This is a genomic window from Bradyrhizobium symbiodeficiens (genome assembly GCF_002266465.3).
GTDB lineage: Bacteria > Pseudomonadota > Alphaproteobacteria > Rhizobiales > Xanthobacteraceae > Bradyrhizobium > Bradyrhizobium symbiodeficiens.
The window spans coordinates 2,797,983-2,812,046 of the sequence record NZ_CP029427.2; the positions used below are offsets into that span (position 1 = coordinate 2,797,983).

Sequence of the window (14,064 nt, forward strand, 5' to 3'; positions counted from 1 at the left end):
ATCGCCTCCGCCGTTTAATCTGGAAGAGCGATGACCGTCACACTTCACGTTTGTATCACCTGCCGCGCCGGCGAGACGCCGGGCGAGGGCGAGACCACGCCCGGCAAGCGCCTGCATGGCGCGATCCTCGAGGCCGGCGTGCCCGAGGGCGTCCATGTGGTTCCGGTCGAATGCCTGTCGGCCTGCAGCCAGGGCTGCTCGGTGGCACTGAGCGCGCCGGGCCGGTGGTCTTACGTTTATGGGCGCCTCTCAGACGCCAATGCGAAGGACGTGGTCGCGGGCGCTGCGGCCTATGCGGCCGCACCCGACGGGCTCGTGCCCTGGCGCAGCCGACCGGAAATCTTCCGCAAGCAGTCGCTTGCCCGCATTCCCCCTGTTGCCGTCGTGCCGGAGGCCGCCGAATGAGCTCGCTCGCAAAAGTCCCGGTGACTGTGGTCACCGGTTTCCTCGGCTCCGGCAAGACGACGCTGATCCAGCATCTGCTCAGCAATGCCAACGGAAAGAAGCTCGCGGTGCTCGTCAACGAGTTCGGCAGCGAGGGCGTCGACGGCGAGATCCTGAAGTCCTGCGCCGACGCGAACTGCCCGGAGGAGAACATCATCGAGCTCGCCAATGGCTGCATCTGCTGCACCGTCGCCGACGATTTCATTCCGACCATGGAGAAACTGCTGGCGCGGCCGGTGCGGCCCGACCACATCCTGATCGAGACCTCGGGCCTGGCGCTGCCCAAGCCGCTGCTGAAGGCGTTCGACTGGCCGGAGATCCGCTCGCGCATCACGGTCGACGGCGTGATCGCGCTCGCCGATGCCGAGGCTGTCGCCGCTGGTCGCTTTGCGCCGGATCCGATTGCTGTCGAAGCGCAGCGCGCGGCCGATGAAAGTCTCGATCACGAGACGCCGCTATCGGAAGTGTTCGAGGACCAGATCGCCTGCGCGGATATCGTGCTGCTGACCAAGGCCGATCTCGCGGGCGCCGCCGGCATCGAAGCCGCCAAGGCCGCGATCACCGCCGAGATGCCGCGCCGTGTGCCGATGGTGCCCGTCACCGACGGCGCGATCGATGCGCGCCTCATCCTCGGCCTCGGCGCTGCCGCGGAGAACGATCTCGCCGCGCGTCCCTCGCATCACGATGGCGAGGAGGAGCACGAGCATGATGATTTCAACTCCGTGGTGATCGATCTTCCTGAAATCACCGACATCGACGCACTGGTCGCATCCGTCCAGCGTCTGGCGCGCGAGCAGAACGTGCTGCGCGCCAAGGGCTATATCGCGGTCGCGGGTAAGCCGATGCGGTTGCTGTTGCAAGCGGTCGGCGAGCGCGTGCGCCACCAGTACGACAAGCCATGGGGGGCGGGCACCAGGCAGTCGAAGCTCGTCGTGATCGGCGAGCGCGGCGATATCGACGAGGCCGCGATCAGGTCAGGACTTGGTCTTTCAGGGTCTGGCATCTGATGCACGTCGTTTTCCGCGAGAGCCGCGGTCTCGAGGAGACCGCGACGCCAAGGGACATCGGCCAGGACCCGGCCGATCTCGTGGTGCTCTCGTATTCGGATTCCGATCTTGCGGCGTTCGCGGCCGGTTGGCGGCGCGGCCGCGACAGCCTGCCGACGCTGCGGCTCGCTAATCTCGCGGAATTGCGTCATCCGCTGTCGGTCGACACCTATATCGAGCGCACGCTGTCGCAGGCGCGCGGCATTCTGGTTCGCCTGATCGGCGGCGAGTCCTATTGGTCCTATGGCCTCGCGGCTCTTCAGCAACTCGCCAAGGATCGCAATATCGTGCTGGCCGTGCTGCCGGCCGACGGCCGCGACGACACGCGGCTCGATGCGTATTCGACGCTGCCGGTCTCGACGCTGCGCCGGCTGAAGGTGCTCTGCGACACCGGTGGCCCGGTGGCTGCGCAAGCGGCGATTGCGCAGCTTGCGCTGGCCTCGGGCCTCTATGCAGGGCCCGTGATCGGCGAGACGGCCGTTCCTGAGATGGGCTTCTACGATCCGGCGCGCGGTGTCGTTGCTGCGCCGGTGGGCGGTGACGGCAAGCCGCGCGCGTTGGTGACGTTCTATCGCTCCTACCTCACAGCGGCGGATACCGGCCCGGTCGATGCGCTGATCGCAGCGCTGCGCGAGCGCGGCTTTGATGCCTGCGGCGTGTTCGTCACCTCGTTGAAGGCTCCAGGTGTCGCCGACTGGTTGCGGGCGCATCTCGCGCAAAATCCTCCGGCCGCAATCGTCAATGCGACGGCGTTCTCAGCCCTGGGTGACGATGGTACGACGCCGTTCGACGCCGCGTCATGTCCGGTGTTCCAGGTCGCGCTCTCGTCGGCCCGGCGCGAAGACTGGGTGGAGTCCTTGCGCGGCCTGTCGCCCGGCGATCTCGCGATGCATGTGGTGCTGCCCGAGGTCGACGGCCGGCTGTTCGCGGGCGTGGTGAGTTTCAAATCGGCCGCGCAGCGCGATCCCGATCTGCAATTCTCGCATCTGGCGCACGGGCCGGATGAAGAGCGCGTGAAGGCCATCGCCGCCCGCGTCGCGGCCTGGCGGCGGCTCGCCGAGACGCCGGCTGCCGAGAAGCGGCTTGCGATCGTGCTCTCGAACTATCCGGGGCGACCGCACCAGATCGCGCACGCCGTCGGGCTCGATGCGCTGGCTTCGGTCGAAGCCCTGGAGTCCGATCTGGCGGCAGCCGGCTACGATGTCACGCCGGTCCACGCACTTGGCGACACGCTGCTGAAGCAGAGCTTGACCTGGAACGTCGCAGACTATCGTGCTGCGCTCGCGCGGCTGCCGCAAGCATTACAGGATGATCTCGCGCAAGCCTGGGGTGCGCCGGAGAGTGATCCGTGTTGCCGCAATGGCGAGTTCCACTTCGCGGCTGTCGCATGCGGCCGTTCGATTGTCGCGGTCCAGCCCGAGCGCGGCGATGCGGTCGCGCGCGATAGCGATTATCACGATCTCGCCCGCACGCCGCGCCATGGCTATGTCGCGTTCTATCTCTGGCTCCGAGAGCAGGCGTGTGATGCCGTCGTGCACATGGGCGCACACGGGACGCTGGAATGGCTGCCGGGAAAATCCGTCGCGCTCTCCTCACAGTGCTGGCCGGAAGCCGTGATCGGCGATCTGCCGGTGATCTATCCTTTCATCGTCAACGATCCCGGCGAGGCCGCGCAGGCCAAGCGGCGCTTAGCGGCCGTCACTATCGGCCATCTGCCGCCGCCGCTGGAAACATCGGCTGTGCCCGAGGGATTGCGGCGGCTCGAACGCCTGCTCGACGAATATTCGACCGCCGATGGTCTCGATCCCGCGCGCCGCCAGCGGCTGATTGGCGCGATCCGCGACGAGGCGCGCGCGGTGGGCCTTGAAGACGATCTCGGTCTCGATGCGTCGGCCGTACCGGCCGAAGCGATTCCACGTATCGACCGCTTCGTCTGCGATCTCAAGGAGAGCCAGTACGGCGACGGCCTGCATGTGTTCGGCCGCGGCGCCTGCGGCGATGCGGAGCGGGATGCGCTATGTGCCGCACTCGCAGGGCAGCGCGTTGCGCCGGGGCCTTCGGGCTCGCCCTATCGCGGCCGTCAGGACGTGCTGCCGACGGGACGCAATCTCTTCGCCGTCGACCCGCGCGCCGTGCCGACGCCGTCGGCGCATGCGCAGGGCATCAAGCTTGCGGAAGAGCTGCTGCGCCGTCACTTGCAGGATCATGGCGATTGGCCGAAGGGGCTCGTGGTCGATCTCTGGGGCTCGGCGACGATGCGCACGGCCGGCGAGGAATTTGCGATGGCGCTGCATCTGGCCGGCCTTGCGCCGCGCTGGGATCACGCCTCCGGCCGGGTCACCGGTTACTACATCGTCACCCCGGCCGAGCTTGGCCGTCCCCGCATCGACGTGACGTTGCGGGTGTCCGGCCTGTTCCGCGACGTCTTCTCGGGCCTTGCGCTATTGTTCGAGGCCGCCTCCGAAGCGCTTGCGGCGCGCGAGGAGGAGGGCGACGAGAATCCGTACCGCCACCGCGCCTCCCGCGTGTTCGCCCCGCGTCCCGGACAATACGGCGTTGGCCTCTCGGCGATCCCGGATGACTTCACGTCGGAGACGCGCGAGGCCGCAGGCGAAGCCTGGTTGTCGGCATCGTCATGGGCGTTTTCGGCCGACGGCGAGATGCAGCCGAATCGCGCCGGCATCGAGCAGCGCCTCGCTTCGGCCGATGGCTTTGTCCACGTTCAGGACTTGCCGGAAACCGATCTGCTGCTCGCGGCCGACTATGCCGCACATGAAGCCGGTGTAGCGGCGGCGGCTGCGCATCTCGGCGCGGCGCGACCATCGCTCTATCACCTCGACGCGACGCGTCCCGAGCAGCCCCACGCGCGCACTTTGACCGAGGAAATCTCGCGCGTCGTCCGCGCACGCGCGATCAATCCGGGCTGGATCGCCGGCATGATGCGTCACGGTTTTCGCGGCGCCGCCGAGATCACGGCGACGCTGGAGCACATGGCCGCTTTCGCTCATCTCGCGGACGCCGTGCCGCCGCATCTGTTCGATCTCTACTACGATGCGACGCTCGGCAATGACGACGTCCGCGCCTTCATGGCGCGTGAAAATCCGTCCGCACTCGCGGCGATGGAAACCTGCTTTGCGCGCCTGCACGATGCGGCGCTCTGGCAAACGCGCCGCAATTCGATTGCTGCAGCGTTGCGGGAGGCCTCATGAGTGCGGCCACGGTCAAGGGCTGGTGTCCCGGCGCGCTGCGCCCGATGCTCTCGGGCGACGGGCTCGTGGTGCGCGTGCGTCCGTTCGGTGGGCGGCTCGAAGCGCCACAAATCACGGGACTTGCCGAACTCGCCGGGCAGCACGGCAATGGTCTGATCGACGTGACGAGCCGCGCCAATCTGCAGATCAGGGGCGTCCGCGAGCAAGGCCATCGGCCGTTGATCGACGGCCTTGCACGATTGGCGCTGCTCGATCCGGATCCGGCCACGGAAGCCCGACGCAACATCCTCGTCACGCCGTTCTGGCGCACTGGCGACGCGACTCAATCGCTCGCCGCCGAACTCGAAGAAGTGCTCGGGGATAGCTCACTCGCGCTTCCAACGAAATTCGGCTTCGCCATCGACGACGGGACCTCGCGCGTGCTCGCCGGCAATTCCGCCGACATACGGATCGAGCGCGATCGCACAGGCCATCTCCTGGTGCGAGCCGACGGCGCAAAGCTCGGGCGCTCCGTCGCACGTGGAGACGCCGTGAGCACGGCGCTCGCGCTTGCAAGCTGGTTCCTGGCCTCCGGCGGCGCGACGGGCGGGCGAGGGCGCATGGCGGCCCATATCGCCTCCGGCGCGGCATTGCCTCAATCGCTGCGAGGCGAGACCGAGCCCGCGCCGGTGATGGCCGCGTCGCGGCCCGGGCACTATCCGCAAGGCGCGATGGTCGGCCTCGCTTTCGGACAGATGCTGCATACGACACTGCAGCAGTTCGCCGGTTGCGGACATGCGCTGCGCATGACGCCCTGGCGGATGGTGCTCAGCGAAGGCAAGCGCGAGATGCCGAGCGCGCCGGGCCTGATCACCGAGCCCTTTGATCCCGCGCTTCGCGTCATCGCCTGCAGCGGCGCGCCGCGCTGCCGCGAGGCCCATGCCGATACGCGCGCGCTCGCAGCGGCGCTCGCGCCGCGCATTGGCGTCGATACGTGGCTCCACGTCTCCGGCTGCGGCAAGGGCTGTGCCCATTCCGGCACGGCCGCGGTGACACTGGTTGCGACCCGCGCCGGATTCGACCTCGTCCGTGACGGCTCGATCCGCGACGAGCCGGTGCTGCGCGGCCTGAACGGCGCCGACATCGTGAGCGATCCCTCGATCCTGGTGGGAGGGCATTGATGCCGCACACCTACGAGACCGACGGCGCGGCGATCTACCGGCAGTCCTTCGCGACGATCCGAGCCGAGGCCGATCTTGGCCGCTTCACGCCGGATGAGGAACCGGTGGTGGTGCGGATGATCCATGCCGCCGGCATGGTCGGCCTGGAGGCGCATATCCGCTTCACGCCCGGCATGGCGACGGCTGCGCGCGCCGCCTTGCTGAGAGGCGCGCCGATCCTGTGCGATGCGCGCATGGTCTCGGAAGGGGTTACGCGCGCAAGACTGCCCGCCGCGAACGCCGTCATCTGCACGCTTGGTGACGAGACCGTGCCCGCGCTGGCGCAATCCATGCGCAACACCCGCTCGGCTGCGGCGCTGGAACTGTGGCGGCAGCATCTCGATGGTGCGATCGTTGCGATCGGCAATGCGCCGACTGCGCTGTTTCATCTGCTCAACATGCTGGAGGACCGCGATTGCCCGCGGCCCGCGGCGATCATCGGCTGTCCTGTCGGCTTCGTCGGTGCCGCCGAATCCAAGGCCGCGCTGATGGCGGATCCGCCGGTGCCGGCGCTGACCGTCGAGGGCCGCCTCGGCGGCTCCGCGATCACGGTTGCCGCCGTGAATGCGCTGGCGAGCCGGAGCGAATAGCGATGGGACGCATCATCTGCTGCGGTCTCGGCCCCGGCGATCCTGATCTGATGAGCGTGCGTGCCGATCGCACCGTGCGCGCCGCCAGGCACGTCGCCTACTTCCGCAAGAAGGGCCGGCCGGGCCAGGCCCGGCGCATCGTCGAAGGCATGTTGGCGCCTGATGTCACCGAATATCCCATGGAATATCCTGTGACGACGGAGATTGCGTTCGACAGCGTGGAATATGTCCAACTGCTTGCCGGCTTCCACGACGAATGGGCCGAGCGCCTGGTGCGGCTTTCGCGCGCAGTCGACGTCGTCGTGCTGTGTGAGGGTGATCCCTACTTCTACGGCTCCTTCATGCATCTGCACACGCGCCTGCAAGGTCGCGTCGAGATCGAGGTGATCGCGGGCATTCCCGGCATGGTCGGTTGCTGGAACGGGGTCGGACAGCCGATCGCGCTGGGCGATGACGTGACGACCGTGCTGATGGGGACGCTTCCCGAAGCCGAGCTCGAGCGGCACATGCGCGATTCCGATGCGCTCGTCGTCATGAAGACCGGCCGCAATCTTGCAAAGGTGCGGCGCGCGCTCGCATCCGCCGGCCGGCTCGACGATGCCTGGCTGGTCGAGCGCGGCACCATGCCGGGCGAGCGGGTGGTGCGGCTCGCCGAGGTCGACGGCGGCGACTGTCCTTATTTCGCGATCGTGCTGGTCCACGGCAAGGGCCGGCACCTGGACGCCGCCGAATGACGGGCACGTTGACCATCGCGGGCCTCGGGCCGGGCAGTGATGCGCTGGTGACGCCCGAGGTCACGGCTGCGCTGGCGTCGGCGACCGACATTCTGGGCTACGCGCCGTACGTTGCGCGCGTGCCGCCGCGGCCGGGGCTGAAGCTGCATCCTTCCGACAATCGCGAGGAGCTGCAGCGCGCGAGCGAGGCTTTGCGGCTTGCGTCCGAAGGCGGGCAGGTCGTCGTCGTGTCCTCCGGCGATCCCGGCGTCTTTGCGATGGCCTCCGCGGTGTTCGAGGCACTCGAACAGGCGCCGCAATGGCGGGATCTTTCGATCCGCGTGCTGCCGGGCATCACGGCGATGCTGGCAGCGGCCGCGCGCGCAGGCGCGCCGCTCGGCCATGATTTCTGCGCGATCAATCTCTCCGACAATCTCAAGCCGTGGGCCGTGATCGAGAAGCGCCTGCGGCTGGCGGCGGAAGCCGACTTTTCCATTGCGATGTACAACCCGCGCTCGGCAAGCCGGCCGGAAGGATTCGGCCGCGCGCTCGCAGTGCTGAAAGAGGCAGGCTGCGGTGAGCGCCTCGTGATCTTTGCACGCGCGATCAGCGCTGCCGACGAGAAGATCGTGACCGTGACGCTGAACGACGCGACCCCGGAGATGGCGGATATGCGCACGCTGGTGATCGTCGGGAATTCGCAGACGCGCCGTGTTGGCCACTGGGTCTATGCGCCGAGGCGGGTCTGATGACCGAGCCACTGCATCACCTCAGTGACGCTCTCGACCCGTCGGCGTTCGGGCAGCTCCGGTCGCGAGATCATGATCACCGGCAGGCCGAGCACGCGGGCCGCGTCGATCTTGGCACGCGCGCCGGCGCCGCCGGAATTGCGGGCGACGATCCAGCCGATGCCGCGTTCCCGCATCATCTCCAGCTCACCGTTCAGCAAGAACGGCCCGCGCGACACGACCACATCGGCAGCGAAGGGCAGGAGTGCGTCCGGCGGATCGACGAAACGCAGCGTGTAGGTGTGCTGCGGCTTCGCCGCGAACGGTGCGATATGCTGGCGGCCGATGGCGAGAAACACTTTTGCGGGCGCCTCGGACAACGCGTCAGCTGCGGCGCTGACATCGGTCACCTCGATCCAATTGTCGCCGGGCGCTTTGGTCCAGGGCGCGCGCTCCAGTGCGATCAGCGGCGTGCTGGTCTGCGCGCACGCCGCGACCGCATTGCGGCTTATCTCCGCGGCGAAAGGATGCGTCGCATCGATCACATGCGTGATGCCTTCACTGCGGATATAGTCGGCAAGCCCACTCACGCCGCCGAAGCCGCCGATGCGGGTCGGCAGCGGCTGATCGGCAGGCGCGCGGGTGCGGCCGCCATAGGAATAGACGGCGCCAAGCCCGGCGCGCGCGACCTCCGCTGCGAGCAGGCTCGCATCGGCCGTTCCGCCCAGTATGAGCGCGCGCGTCATGGCTGATTCCTTGGCTGATCCCTGGCTGACGATCATCGGTATCGGCGAAGATGGCCTCGCCGGGCTGTCCGATGCAAGCCGGAAGGCGCTTGCTTCGGCAGAAATCGTGTTTGGCGGCGAACGTCATCTTGCGCTCGCCGATGTCGGCAGCCGGGGCCGCCGATGGCCGGTGCCGTTCGATGCGGATGTCGTTCTAAATTGCCGCGGCCGGTCGACGGTGGTGCTCGCCTCCGGGGATCCGTTCTGGCATGGCGCAGGCGCGGTTCTCGCCGAGAAACTCGGTGGCGACGAATGGATCGCGCATCCGGCCCCGTCGACTTTCTCCCTCGCTGCAGCGCGCCTCGGCTGGCGCCTGGAGTCCGTGACCTGCATCGGGCTTCATGCGGCGCCGTTCGAACGTCTGATGCCGCATTTGGTGCGAGAGGCACGCATCATCTGCCTGGTACGCGACGCAGCTGCGGTCGGAGACCTCGCGAAATGGTTGACTGAGCGCGGATGGGGCGCCTCGCTGTTGTGGACGCTCGAAGCGCTGGGCGGGCCACGGGAATGCATTGACCAGCATCGCGTCGATCTCTTTGCCGAGGATATGACCGGAGATCTTGTTGCGGTCGCGTTATTGCTGATCGGGACGCAGGGCATTCCCCGTAGCTCGGGTTTGCCCGACGATCTGTTCATTCACGACGGCCAGATCACCAAGCGCCCGGTGCGCGCGCTCGCGCTCTCGGCGCTGGCGCCGCGTCCGGGCGAACGTCTCTGGGATATCGGCGCCGGTTCGGGATCGATCTCGGTCGAGTGGGCGCTGTGCGGCGGGACGGCGACCGCGATCGAGGCGCGCGAGGATCGCGTCGCAAACATCCACAGCAACGCAGCGGCGTTTGGACTTTCGCACCGGATCGCCGTCGTCACAGGGAGGGCGCCCGAAGCTGTTGCGGCACTCGAAGCGCCGAATGCGGTCTTCATCGGCGGTGGTCTCGACAGCGCGATGTTCGATGCGATCTGGTCGCGGCTTCCGTCCGGCACACGGCTGGTCGCGCATACCGTGACGCTGGAGACGGAAGCGCTGCTTGGCGAGCTTCACCAGCGCCATGGCGGCGAGCTGATGCGAGTCGAGATCGCGCATGCCGCGCCGCTCGGCCGCTACCGGTCATGGGATGCGGTACGGCCAGTGGTGCAGTGGAGGGCGGTCCGATGAAGGTCGCTGGACTCGGCTTCAGGAAGGAAGTCACGCTGGCTTCGTTGCGCGAAGCTTTACTCGCAGCAGGTGGCCCTGAAGGCCTCACAGCGATAGCGACGGTCAGCGACAAGGCCGATGCGGAGCCGTTGCTGCAGCTCGCACGTGAGTGCGGCGTGCCGGTCAAGGCTGTTCCGGCCGACGTCCTTGCGAGCGTCGATACCTTGACGCAGTCGAAATTCGTCACCGAGAAGTTCGGGACCGGATCGGTCGCCGAGGCTGCGGCGCTCGCGGCCGCTGGTCCTCGCGCGCGGCTGATTGCGACACGCGTCGTCTCGCAGGATCGCACGGCGACCGCCGCGATCGCCGAAGGAGACGGCGCATGACGGTGCACTTTATCGGCGCAGGACCGGGCGCGCCTGACTTGCTGACCTTGCGCGGGCGCGACCTGATCGCCGCCAGCCCGGTCTGCCTCTATGCCGGCTCGCTGGTGCCGGAGGGCGTGCTGGCGCATTGCCCGCCCGGCGCGCGTGTCGTCAATACCGCGCCACTGTCACTCGACGAGATCATCGCCGAGATCGCCGCCGCGCATGAGGCGGGCAAGGATGTGGCGCGGCTGCATTCCGGCGATCTCTCGATCTGGTCGGCGATGGGCGAGCAGCTTCGCCGCCTGCGCGCGCTCGGCATTCCCTACACGGTCACGCCCGGCGTTCCCTCTTTCTCGGCTGCTGCGGCGGCGCTCGAGGTCGAGCTGACGCTGCCCGGGCTTGCCCAGACGGTGGTGCTGACGCGCACGCCGGGCCGCGCCAGCGCGATGCTTGAGGGTGAGAAGCTGGCGGCATTTGCCGCGACCGGCGCGGTGCTCGCGATCCATCTCTCGATCCATCTGCTCGACAATGTCGTCGCCGAGCTCACGCCCCATTACGGCGCGGATTGCCCGGTCGCGATCGTCTGGCGCGCGAGCTGGCCGGACCAGCGCATCGTCCGTGCCACGCTTGCAACACTCGATGCTGCCGTTGGCGCGGAGATGGAGCGCACCGCGCTGATCCTGGTCGGCAAGACGCTGGAAGCTGCGGATTTCGACGAGAGCCGCCTTTATGCTGCCGATTACGACCGCCGCTATCGGCCGGTCGGCGCCGAGCCGCGCTTCCCGGAGGCCTCGTGATGGCGGCAGGCCTCGTCATCTCCGCACCGGCCTCCGGCGTCGGCAAGACCACGCTGACGCTGGCGCTCGCACGCGCCTGGCGTCATCGCGGCTTGAACGTGCAGTGTTTCAAGAGCGGTCCTGATTACATCGATCCCGCCTTCCACGCCGCAGCCACGGGCCGCGCCTCCGTCAACGTCGACAGCTGGGCGATGGACCGCGGGGCAATCGCCCATCTCGTCAGCCGCGGCGTGGATGCCGATGTCGTGCTCGCCGAGGGCTCGATGGGCTTGTTCGACGGTGTCGCCGCCCGCGGCGTTTCCGGCACCGGCGCCACCGCCGATATCGCAGAGATGCTGGGCTGGCCCGTGGTGCTGGTGATCGACCCTTCCGGACAAGCGCAGACGGCGGCGGCTATCGCCGCGGGCCTCCGCGATTATCGCCCCGGATTGAAGCTTGCCGGCGTCGTGCTCAATCGTGTCGCCAGCCCGCGTCATGAAGATCTCGTGCGGCATGCGCTCAACGAGGCCGGGATTGCCGTGTTCGGCGCGCTGCCGCGCCATGCCGAGATCAGCCTGCCGAAGCGGCATCTCGGCCTGGTGCAAGCCGAAGAGCAGGCCGAGATCGGCAAGCTGATCGACGAGGCCGCGCGCTTCGTCGCCGAGCATGTCGACCTCGATGCGGTGCTGCGATCTGCGGCCAGCTGGTCGCCGCAACCTGCCGTGAACGGCCTGAACGTGACGCCGCCGGGGCAACGCATCGCGCTCGCCCGCGATGCCGCGTTTTCCTTCGTCTATCCGCATATGCTGGAAGCCTGGCGCGGGGCGGGCGCGGAGATCTCGACGTTCTCGCCGCTCGCCGATGAAGCGCCTGACGCGAGCGCCGATGTGTGTTGGCTCCCCGGCGGCTACCCCGAGCTCCATGCCGGCAAGATCGCGGCCAATGCGCATTTTCGCAGCGGCCTGCGCGCCTTCGCCGAAACGCGACCGGTGCACGGCGAATGCGGGGGCTATATGGTGCTGGGCACCGCTTTGACCGATGCGGACGGTGTCCGCCACGAGATGACGGGCTTGCTCGGCCTGGAGACGAGCTTTGCCAAGCGCCGCATGCATCTCGGTTATCGTCTGGCCGAACTCGCCGCGCCGATGCCGGGACACCGCCCCGGCGCACGCCTGCGCGGCCACGAATTCCACTATTCAACGATCGTCGCGCAGCCTGACATGCCGCTGGCCGTGGTGCATGATGCGACCGGCGCGGTCATTGCCGAAACCGGCTCGCGGCGCGGCCACGCCACCGGTACGTTCTTCCATCTGATCGCGGAGGATCGGTGAGCGGCTTCGTCTCCTTCATCTCCGCCGGACCGGGCGACCCCGAACTGCTCACGCTCAAGGGCGCCGCGCGGCTGCGCGAGGCCGACGTCGTGCTCTATGACGATCTTGCCTCCGGCGCGATCCTCGATCTCGCCCGGCCCGGCGCCAATCTCGTCGCGGTGGGGAAACGGGCAGGGCGTGCCTCGACCAAGCAACATCACGTCAACCGCCTGCTGGTCGACTATGCCGCAACAGGGGTGCGCGTGGTGCGGCTCAAGTCGGGCGATGCCGGCATTTTCGGCCGGCTCGAAGAAGAGCTGGAGACGCTGCACGAAGCGGGCATCGGCTACGAGATCGTTCCCGGCGTCACCTCGGCCTGCGCCGCGGCGGCACAGGCCGGCATTCCCCTGACACGGCGTCACACCTCGCGACGGGTGCAGTTCGTGACCGGGGCCGATGTCACCGGGGAGTTGCCGCCGAATCTGAATTGGGCGGCGCTGGCCGATCCGGAGGCGACGACGGTGGTCTATATGGGCCGACGCACCTTTCCGGCGCTTGTCGCAAAATTGGTCGCGCAGGGCCTCGCCGCGGACACCCCGGCGCTGGTCGCCGAGTCCCTCGGTCGTCCCGACGAGCGGCTGGTGCGCACCACCATTGCCGAACTCGCCGAGCAGCTTGCCCGCGGCGGCGCTCCTTCGACCGCCGCGGTGATCCTGTTCGGCGCGCTGGCGGGGGATTATTCGTCATGATCGCCCCGGCAGGCGGTCGCCCCTTGACGCCGGCTCGACGAAAGGGGCACACAGGAGGGGCATGGTGCTCAACGCGGCGCAAAGCGCCGGAGCATAATCGGGAATGGGGGTGGGCGGACCCAGTTGCGGCGCTCAAAACCCCAGCCGCCCCCGCGACTGTAAGCGGTGAGGGACTCCGATCAGCCACTGGGCCGCAAGGTTCGGGAAGGCCGGAGAACCCAGCGAACCGCGAGCCAGGAGACCGGCCGTGCGCGTTTTGAGGCCAAGGCCGTCGGGTGTAACGGCAGGAAGGAACTGAGCCATGCATATCGAACCCGGTCTAGTGACGGGCGCCAAGCTCGTGTTGAGTTACGCAACCGGCATCGCCGCAGGCGGCGTTGCGCTGAAGCTCGCGGTCGAGACCGTGCGTGAGCAGGGCGTCACGTCGTTTGCGGCGCGGACGCTCGCCACCACGGTCCTCGTCTTCGTCTTCTTCGAGATCCTGCCGCACTTCCCGGTCGGTGTCTCCGAAGTGCACTTCATTCTCGGCTCGACATTGTTCCTGCTGTTCGGCGCGGCGCCCGCCGCCTTCGGCCTTGCTTTCGGTCTCCTGCTCCAGGGCGTGTTCTTCGAGCCCGCTGACATCCCCCAATATGGCATGAACGTCACGACGCTGCTGGTGCCGCTGTTCGCGATCCAGGCGATCGCCACGCGGACCATTTCGCGCAACACCGCCTATGTTGATTTGAAATATCGACAGGCGCTGGCGCTTTCGACGACCTACCAGGCCGGCGTCATCGCCTGGGTGGCGTTCTGGGCGCTTTACGGTTCGGGCTTTGCGATGAGCAACCTCGCGAGCATCGCGACGTTTGCGGCTTCTTACGCGCTGGTTATCGTGATCGAGCCGCTCGCCGATCTCGCCGTGCTGGCGCTGGCGAAGTCGTTGCGCGGCGTCACCGCGTCCGGCCTCGTCACTCCGCGCCTGCACAACGCGGCCTGAGAGACAAGCGAACGGGCGGCCAGCAAGGCCGCCCGT

The 14,064-nt window shown here is 67.9% G+C and carries 14 protein-coding genes and 1 riboswitch; of the genes, 13 read left to right on the forward strand and 1 reads right to left on the reverse strand.

Going from position 1 to position 14,064, the window contains the following annotated elements; all coding sequences use genetic code 11:
• The first annotated feature begins 30 nt into the window (after positions 1-30).
• The 7 genes from CIT39_RS12730 to cobJ are packed head-to-tail and all read left to right on the forward strand — an operon-like array spanning position 31 to position 7,950.
• The gene (locus CIT39_RS12730) at positions 31-405 is read left to right on the forward strand and encodes a DUF1636 family protein (RefSeq protein ID WP_094974984.1); all 375 of its coding nucleotides are present in this window, start codon (positions 31-33) and stop codon (positions 403-405) included.
• The gene (gene cobW / locus CIT39_RS12735) at positions 402-1,451 is read left to right on the forward strand and encodes a cobalamin biosynthesis protein CobW (protein WP_094974983.1); all 1,050 of its coding nucleotides are present in this window, start codon (positions 402-404) and stop codon (positions 1,449-1,451) included. Before CIT39_RS12730 ends, cobW begins: the two co-directional genes overlap by 4 nt.
• Positions 1,451-4,699 (forward strand): cobaltochelatase subunit CobN, encoded by a 3,249-nt coding sequence (gene cobN, locus CIT39_RS12740; protein ID WP_094974982.1) that lies wholly within the window; start codon positions 1,451-1,453, stop codon positions 4,697-4,699. The genes cobW and cobN overlap by 1 nt, the downstream gene beginning before the upstream one ends.
• The gene (cobG, locus tag CIT39_RS12745; protein ID WP_094974981.1) at positions 4,696-5,859 is read left to right on the forward strand and encodes a precorrin-3B synthase; all 1,164 of its coding nucleotides are present in this window, start codon (positions 4,696-4,698) and stop codon (positions 5,857-5,859) included. Before cobN ends, cobG begins: the two co-directional genes overlap by 4 nt.
• Positions 5,859-6,488: a precorrin-8X methylmutase gene (locus CIT39_RS12750; RefSeq protein ID WP_094974980.1), complete on the forward strand. Its 630-nt coding sequence runs from the start codon at positions 5,859-5,861 to the stop codon at positions 6,486-6,488. The genes cobG and CIT39_RS12750 overlap by 1 nt, the downstream gene beginning before the upstream one ends.
• 2 nt (positions 6,489-6,490) lie before the next feature.
• Positions 6,491-7,222: a precorrin-2 C(20)-methyltransferase gene (locus CIT39_RS12755; protein WP_094974979.1), complete on the forward strand. Its 732-nt coding sequence runs from the start codon at positions 6,491-6,493 to the stop codon at positions 7,220-7,222.
• Positions 7,219-7,950: a precorrin-3B C(17)-methyltransferase gene (gene cobJ, locus CIT39_RS12760; protein WP_094974978.1), complete on the forward strand. Its 732-nt coding sequence runs from the start codon at positions 7,219-7,221 to the stop codon at positions 7,948-7,950. Before CIT39_RS12755 ends, cobJ begins: the two co-directional genes overlap by 4 nt.
• On the opposite strand, the gene CIT39_RS12765 is transcribed toward cobJ, so the two are convergent.
• On the reverse strand, positions 7,929-8,675 hold the full coding sequence (locus CIT39_RS12765) for a cobalt-precorrin-6A reductase (RefSeq protein WP_094974977.1): 747 nt from the start codon (positions 8,673-8,675) through the stop codon (positions 7,929-7,931). The genes cobJ and CIT39_RS12765 overlap by 22 nt on opposite strands.
• A 10-nt stretch (positions 8,676-8,685) precedes the next feature.
• Here CIT39_RS12765 and cbiE point away from each other — a divergent pair, with 10 nt between their 5' ends.
• From cbiE to CIT39_RS12795, 6 genes are all read left to right on the forward strand, one after another.
• On the forward strand, positions 8,686-9,867 hold the full coding sequence (cbiE, locus tag CIT39_RS12770) for a precorrin-6y C5,15-methyltransferase (decarboxylating) subunit CbiE (protein WP_094975124.1): 1,182 nt from the start codon (positions 8,686-8,688) through the stop codon (positions 9,865-9,867).
• The gene (locus CIT39_RS12775) at positions 9,864-10,232 is read left to right on the forward strand and encodes a cobalamin biosynthesis protein (RefSeq protein WP_094975125.1); all 369 of its coding nucleotides are present in this window, start codon (positions 9,864-9,866) and stop codon (positions 10,230-10,232) included. The genes cbiE and CIT39_RS12775 overlap by 4 nt, the downstream gene beginning before the upstream one ends.
• Entirely contained in the window at positions 10,229-11,011 is a 783-nt protein-coding gene (gene cobM, locus CIT39_RS12780; protein WP_094974976.1) for a precorrin-4 C(11)-methyltransferase, read from the forward strand. Before CIT39_RS12775 ends, cobM begins: the two co-directional genes overlap by 4 nt.
• Positions 11,011-12,321, forward strand: a complete 1,311-nt coding sequence (locus CIT39_RS12785) for a cobyrinic acid a,c-diamide synthase CobB (RefSeq protein WP_094974975.1) — start codon at positions 11,011-11,013, stop codon at positions 12,319-12,321. Before cobM ends, CIT39_RS12785 begins: the two co-directional genes overlap by 1 nt.
• Positions 12,318-13,049 (forward strand): uroporphyrinogen-III C-methyltransferase, encoded by a 732-nt coding sequence (gene cobA / locus CIT39_RS12790; RefSeq protein ID WP_094974974.1) that lies wholly within the window; start codon positions 12,318-12,320, stop codon positions 13,047-13,049. Before CIT39_RS12785 ends, cobA begins: the two co-directional genes overlap by 4 nt.
• Before the next feature lie 45 nt (positions 13,050-13,094).
• Positions 13,095-13,313: riboswitch (cobalamin riboswitch) on the forward strand.
• A 37-nt stretch (positions 13,314-13,350) separates the two neighbouring features.
• Entirely contained in the window at positions 13,351-14,028 is a 678-nt protein-coding gene (locus tag CIT39_RS12795) for an energy-coupling factor ABC transporter permease (RefSeq protein WP_094974973.1), read from the forward strand.
• The last annotated feature ends 36 nt before the right edge of the window (positions 14,029-14,064 follow it).

Excerpts from the sequence above, each read along its gene's own strand:
- CIT39_RS12730 (WP_094974984.1), top strand. The coding sequence starts at position 31 with ATGACCGTCACACTTCACGTTTGTATCACCTGCCGCGCCGGCGAGACG.
- cobW (WP_094974983.1), top strand. The coding sequence starts at position 402 with ATGAGCTCGCTCGCAAAAGTCCCGGTGACTGTGGTCACCGGTTTCCTC.
- cobN (WP_094974982.1), top strand. The coding sequence starts at position 1,451 with ATGCACGTCGTTTTCCGCGAGAGCCGCGGTCTCGAGGAGACCGCGACG.
- cobG (WP_094974981.1), top strand. The coding sequence starts at position 4,696 with ATGAGTGCGGCCACGGTCAAGGGCTGGTGTCCCGGCGCGCTGCGCCCG.
- CIT39_RS12750 (WP_094974980.1), top strand. The coding sequence starts at position 5,859 with ATGCCGCACACCTACGAGACCGACGGCGCGGCGATCTACCGGCAGTCC.
- CIT39_RS12755 (WP_094974979.1), top strand. The coding sequence starts at position 6,491 with ATGGGACGCATCATCTGCTGCGGTCTCGGCCCCGGCGATCCTGATCTG.
- cobJ (WP_094974978.1), top strand. The coding sequence starts at position 7,219 with ATGACGGGCACGTTGACCATCGCGGGCCTCGGGCCGGGCAGTGATGCG.
- CIT39_RS12765 (WP_094974977.1), bottom strand. The coding sequence starts at position 8,675 with ATGACGCGCGCGCTCATACTGGGCGGAACGGCCGATGCGAGCCTGCTC.
- CIT39_RS12775 (WP_094975125.1), top strand. The coding sequence starts at position 9,864 with ATGAAGGTCGCTGGACTCGGCTTCAGGAAGGAAGTCACGCTGGCTTCG.
- cobM (WP_094974976.1), top strand. The coding sequence starts at position 10,229 with ATGACGGTGCACTTTATCGGCGCAGGACCGGGCGCGCCTGACTTGCTG.
- CIT39_RS12785 (WP_094974975.1), top strand. The coding sequence starts at position 11,011 with ATGGCGGCAGGCCTCGTCATCTCCGCACCGGCCTCCGGCGTCGGCAAG.
- CIT39_RS12795 (WP_094974973.1), top strand. The coding sequence starts at position 13,351 with ATGCATATCGAACCCGGTCTAGTGACGGGCGCCAAGCTCGTGTTGAGT.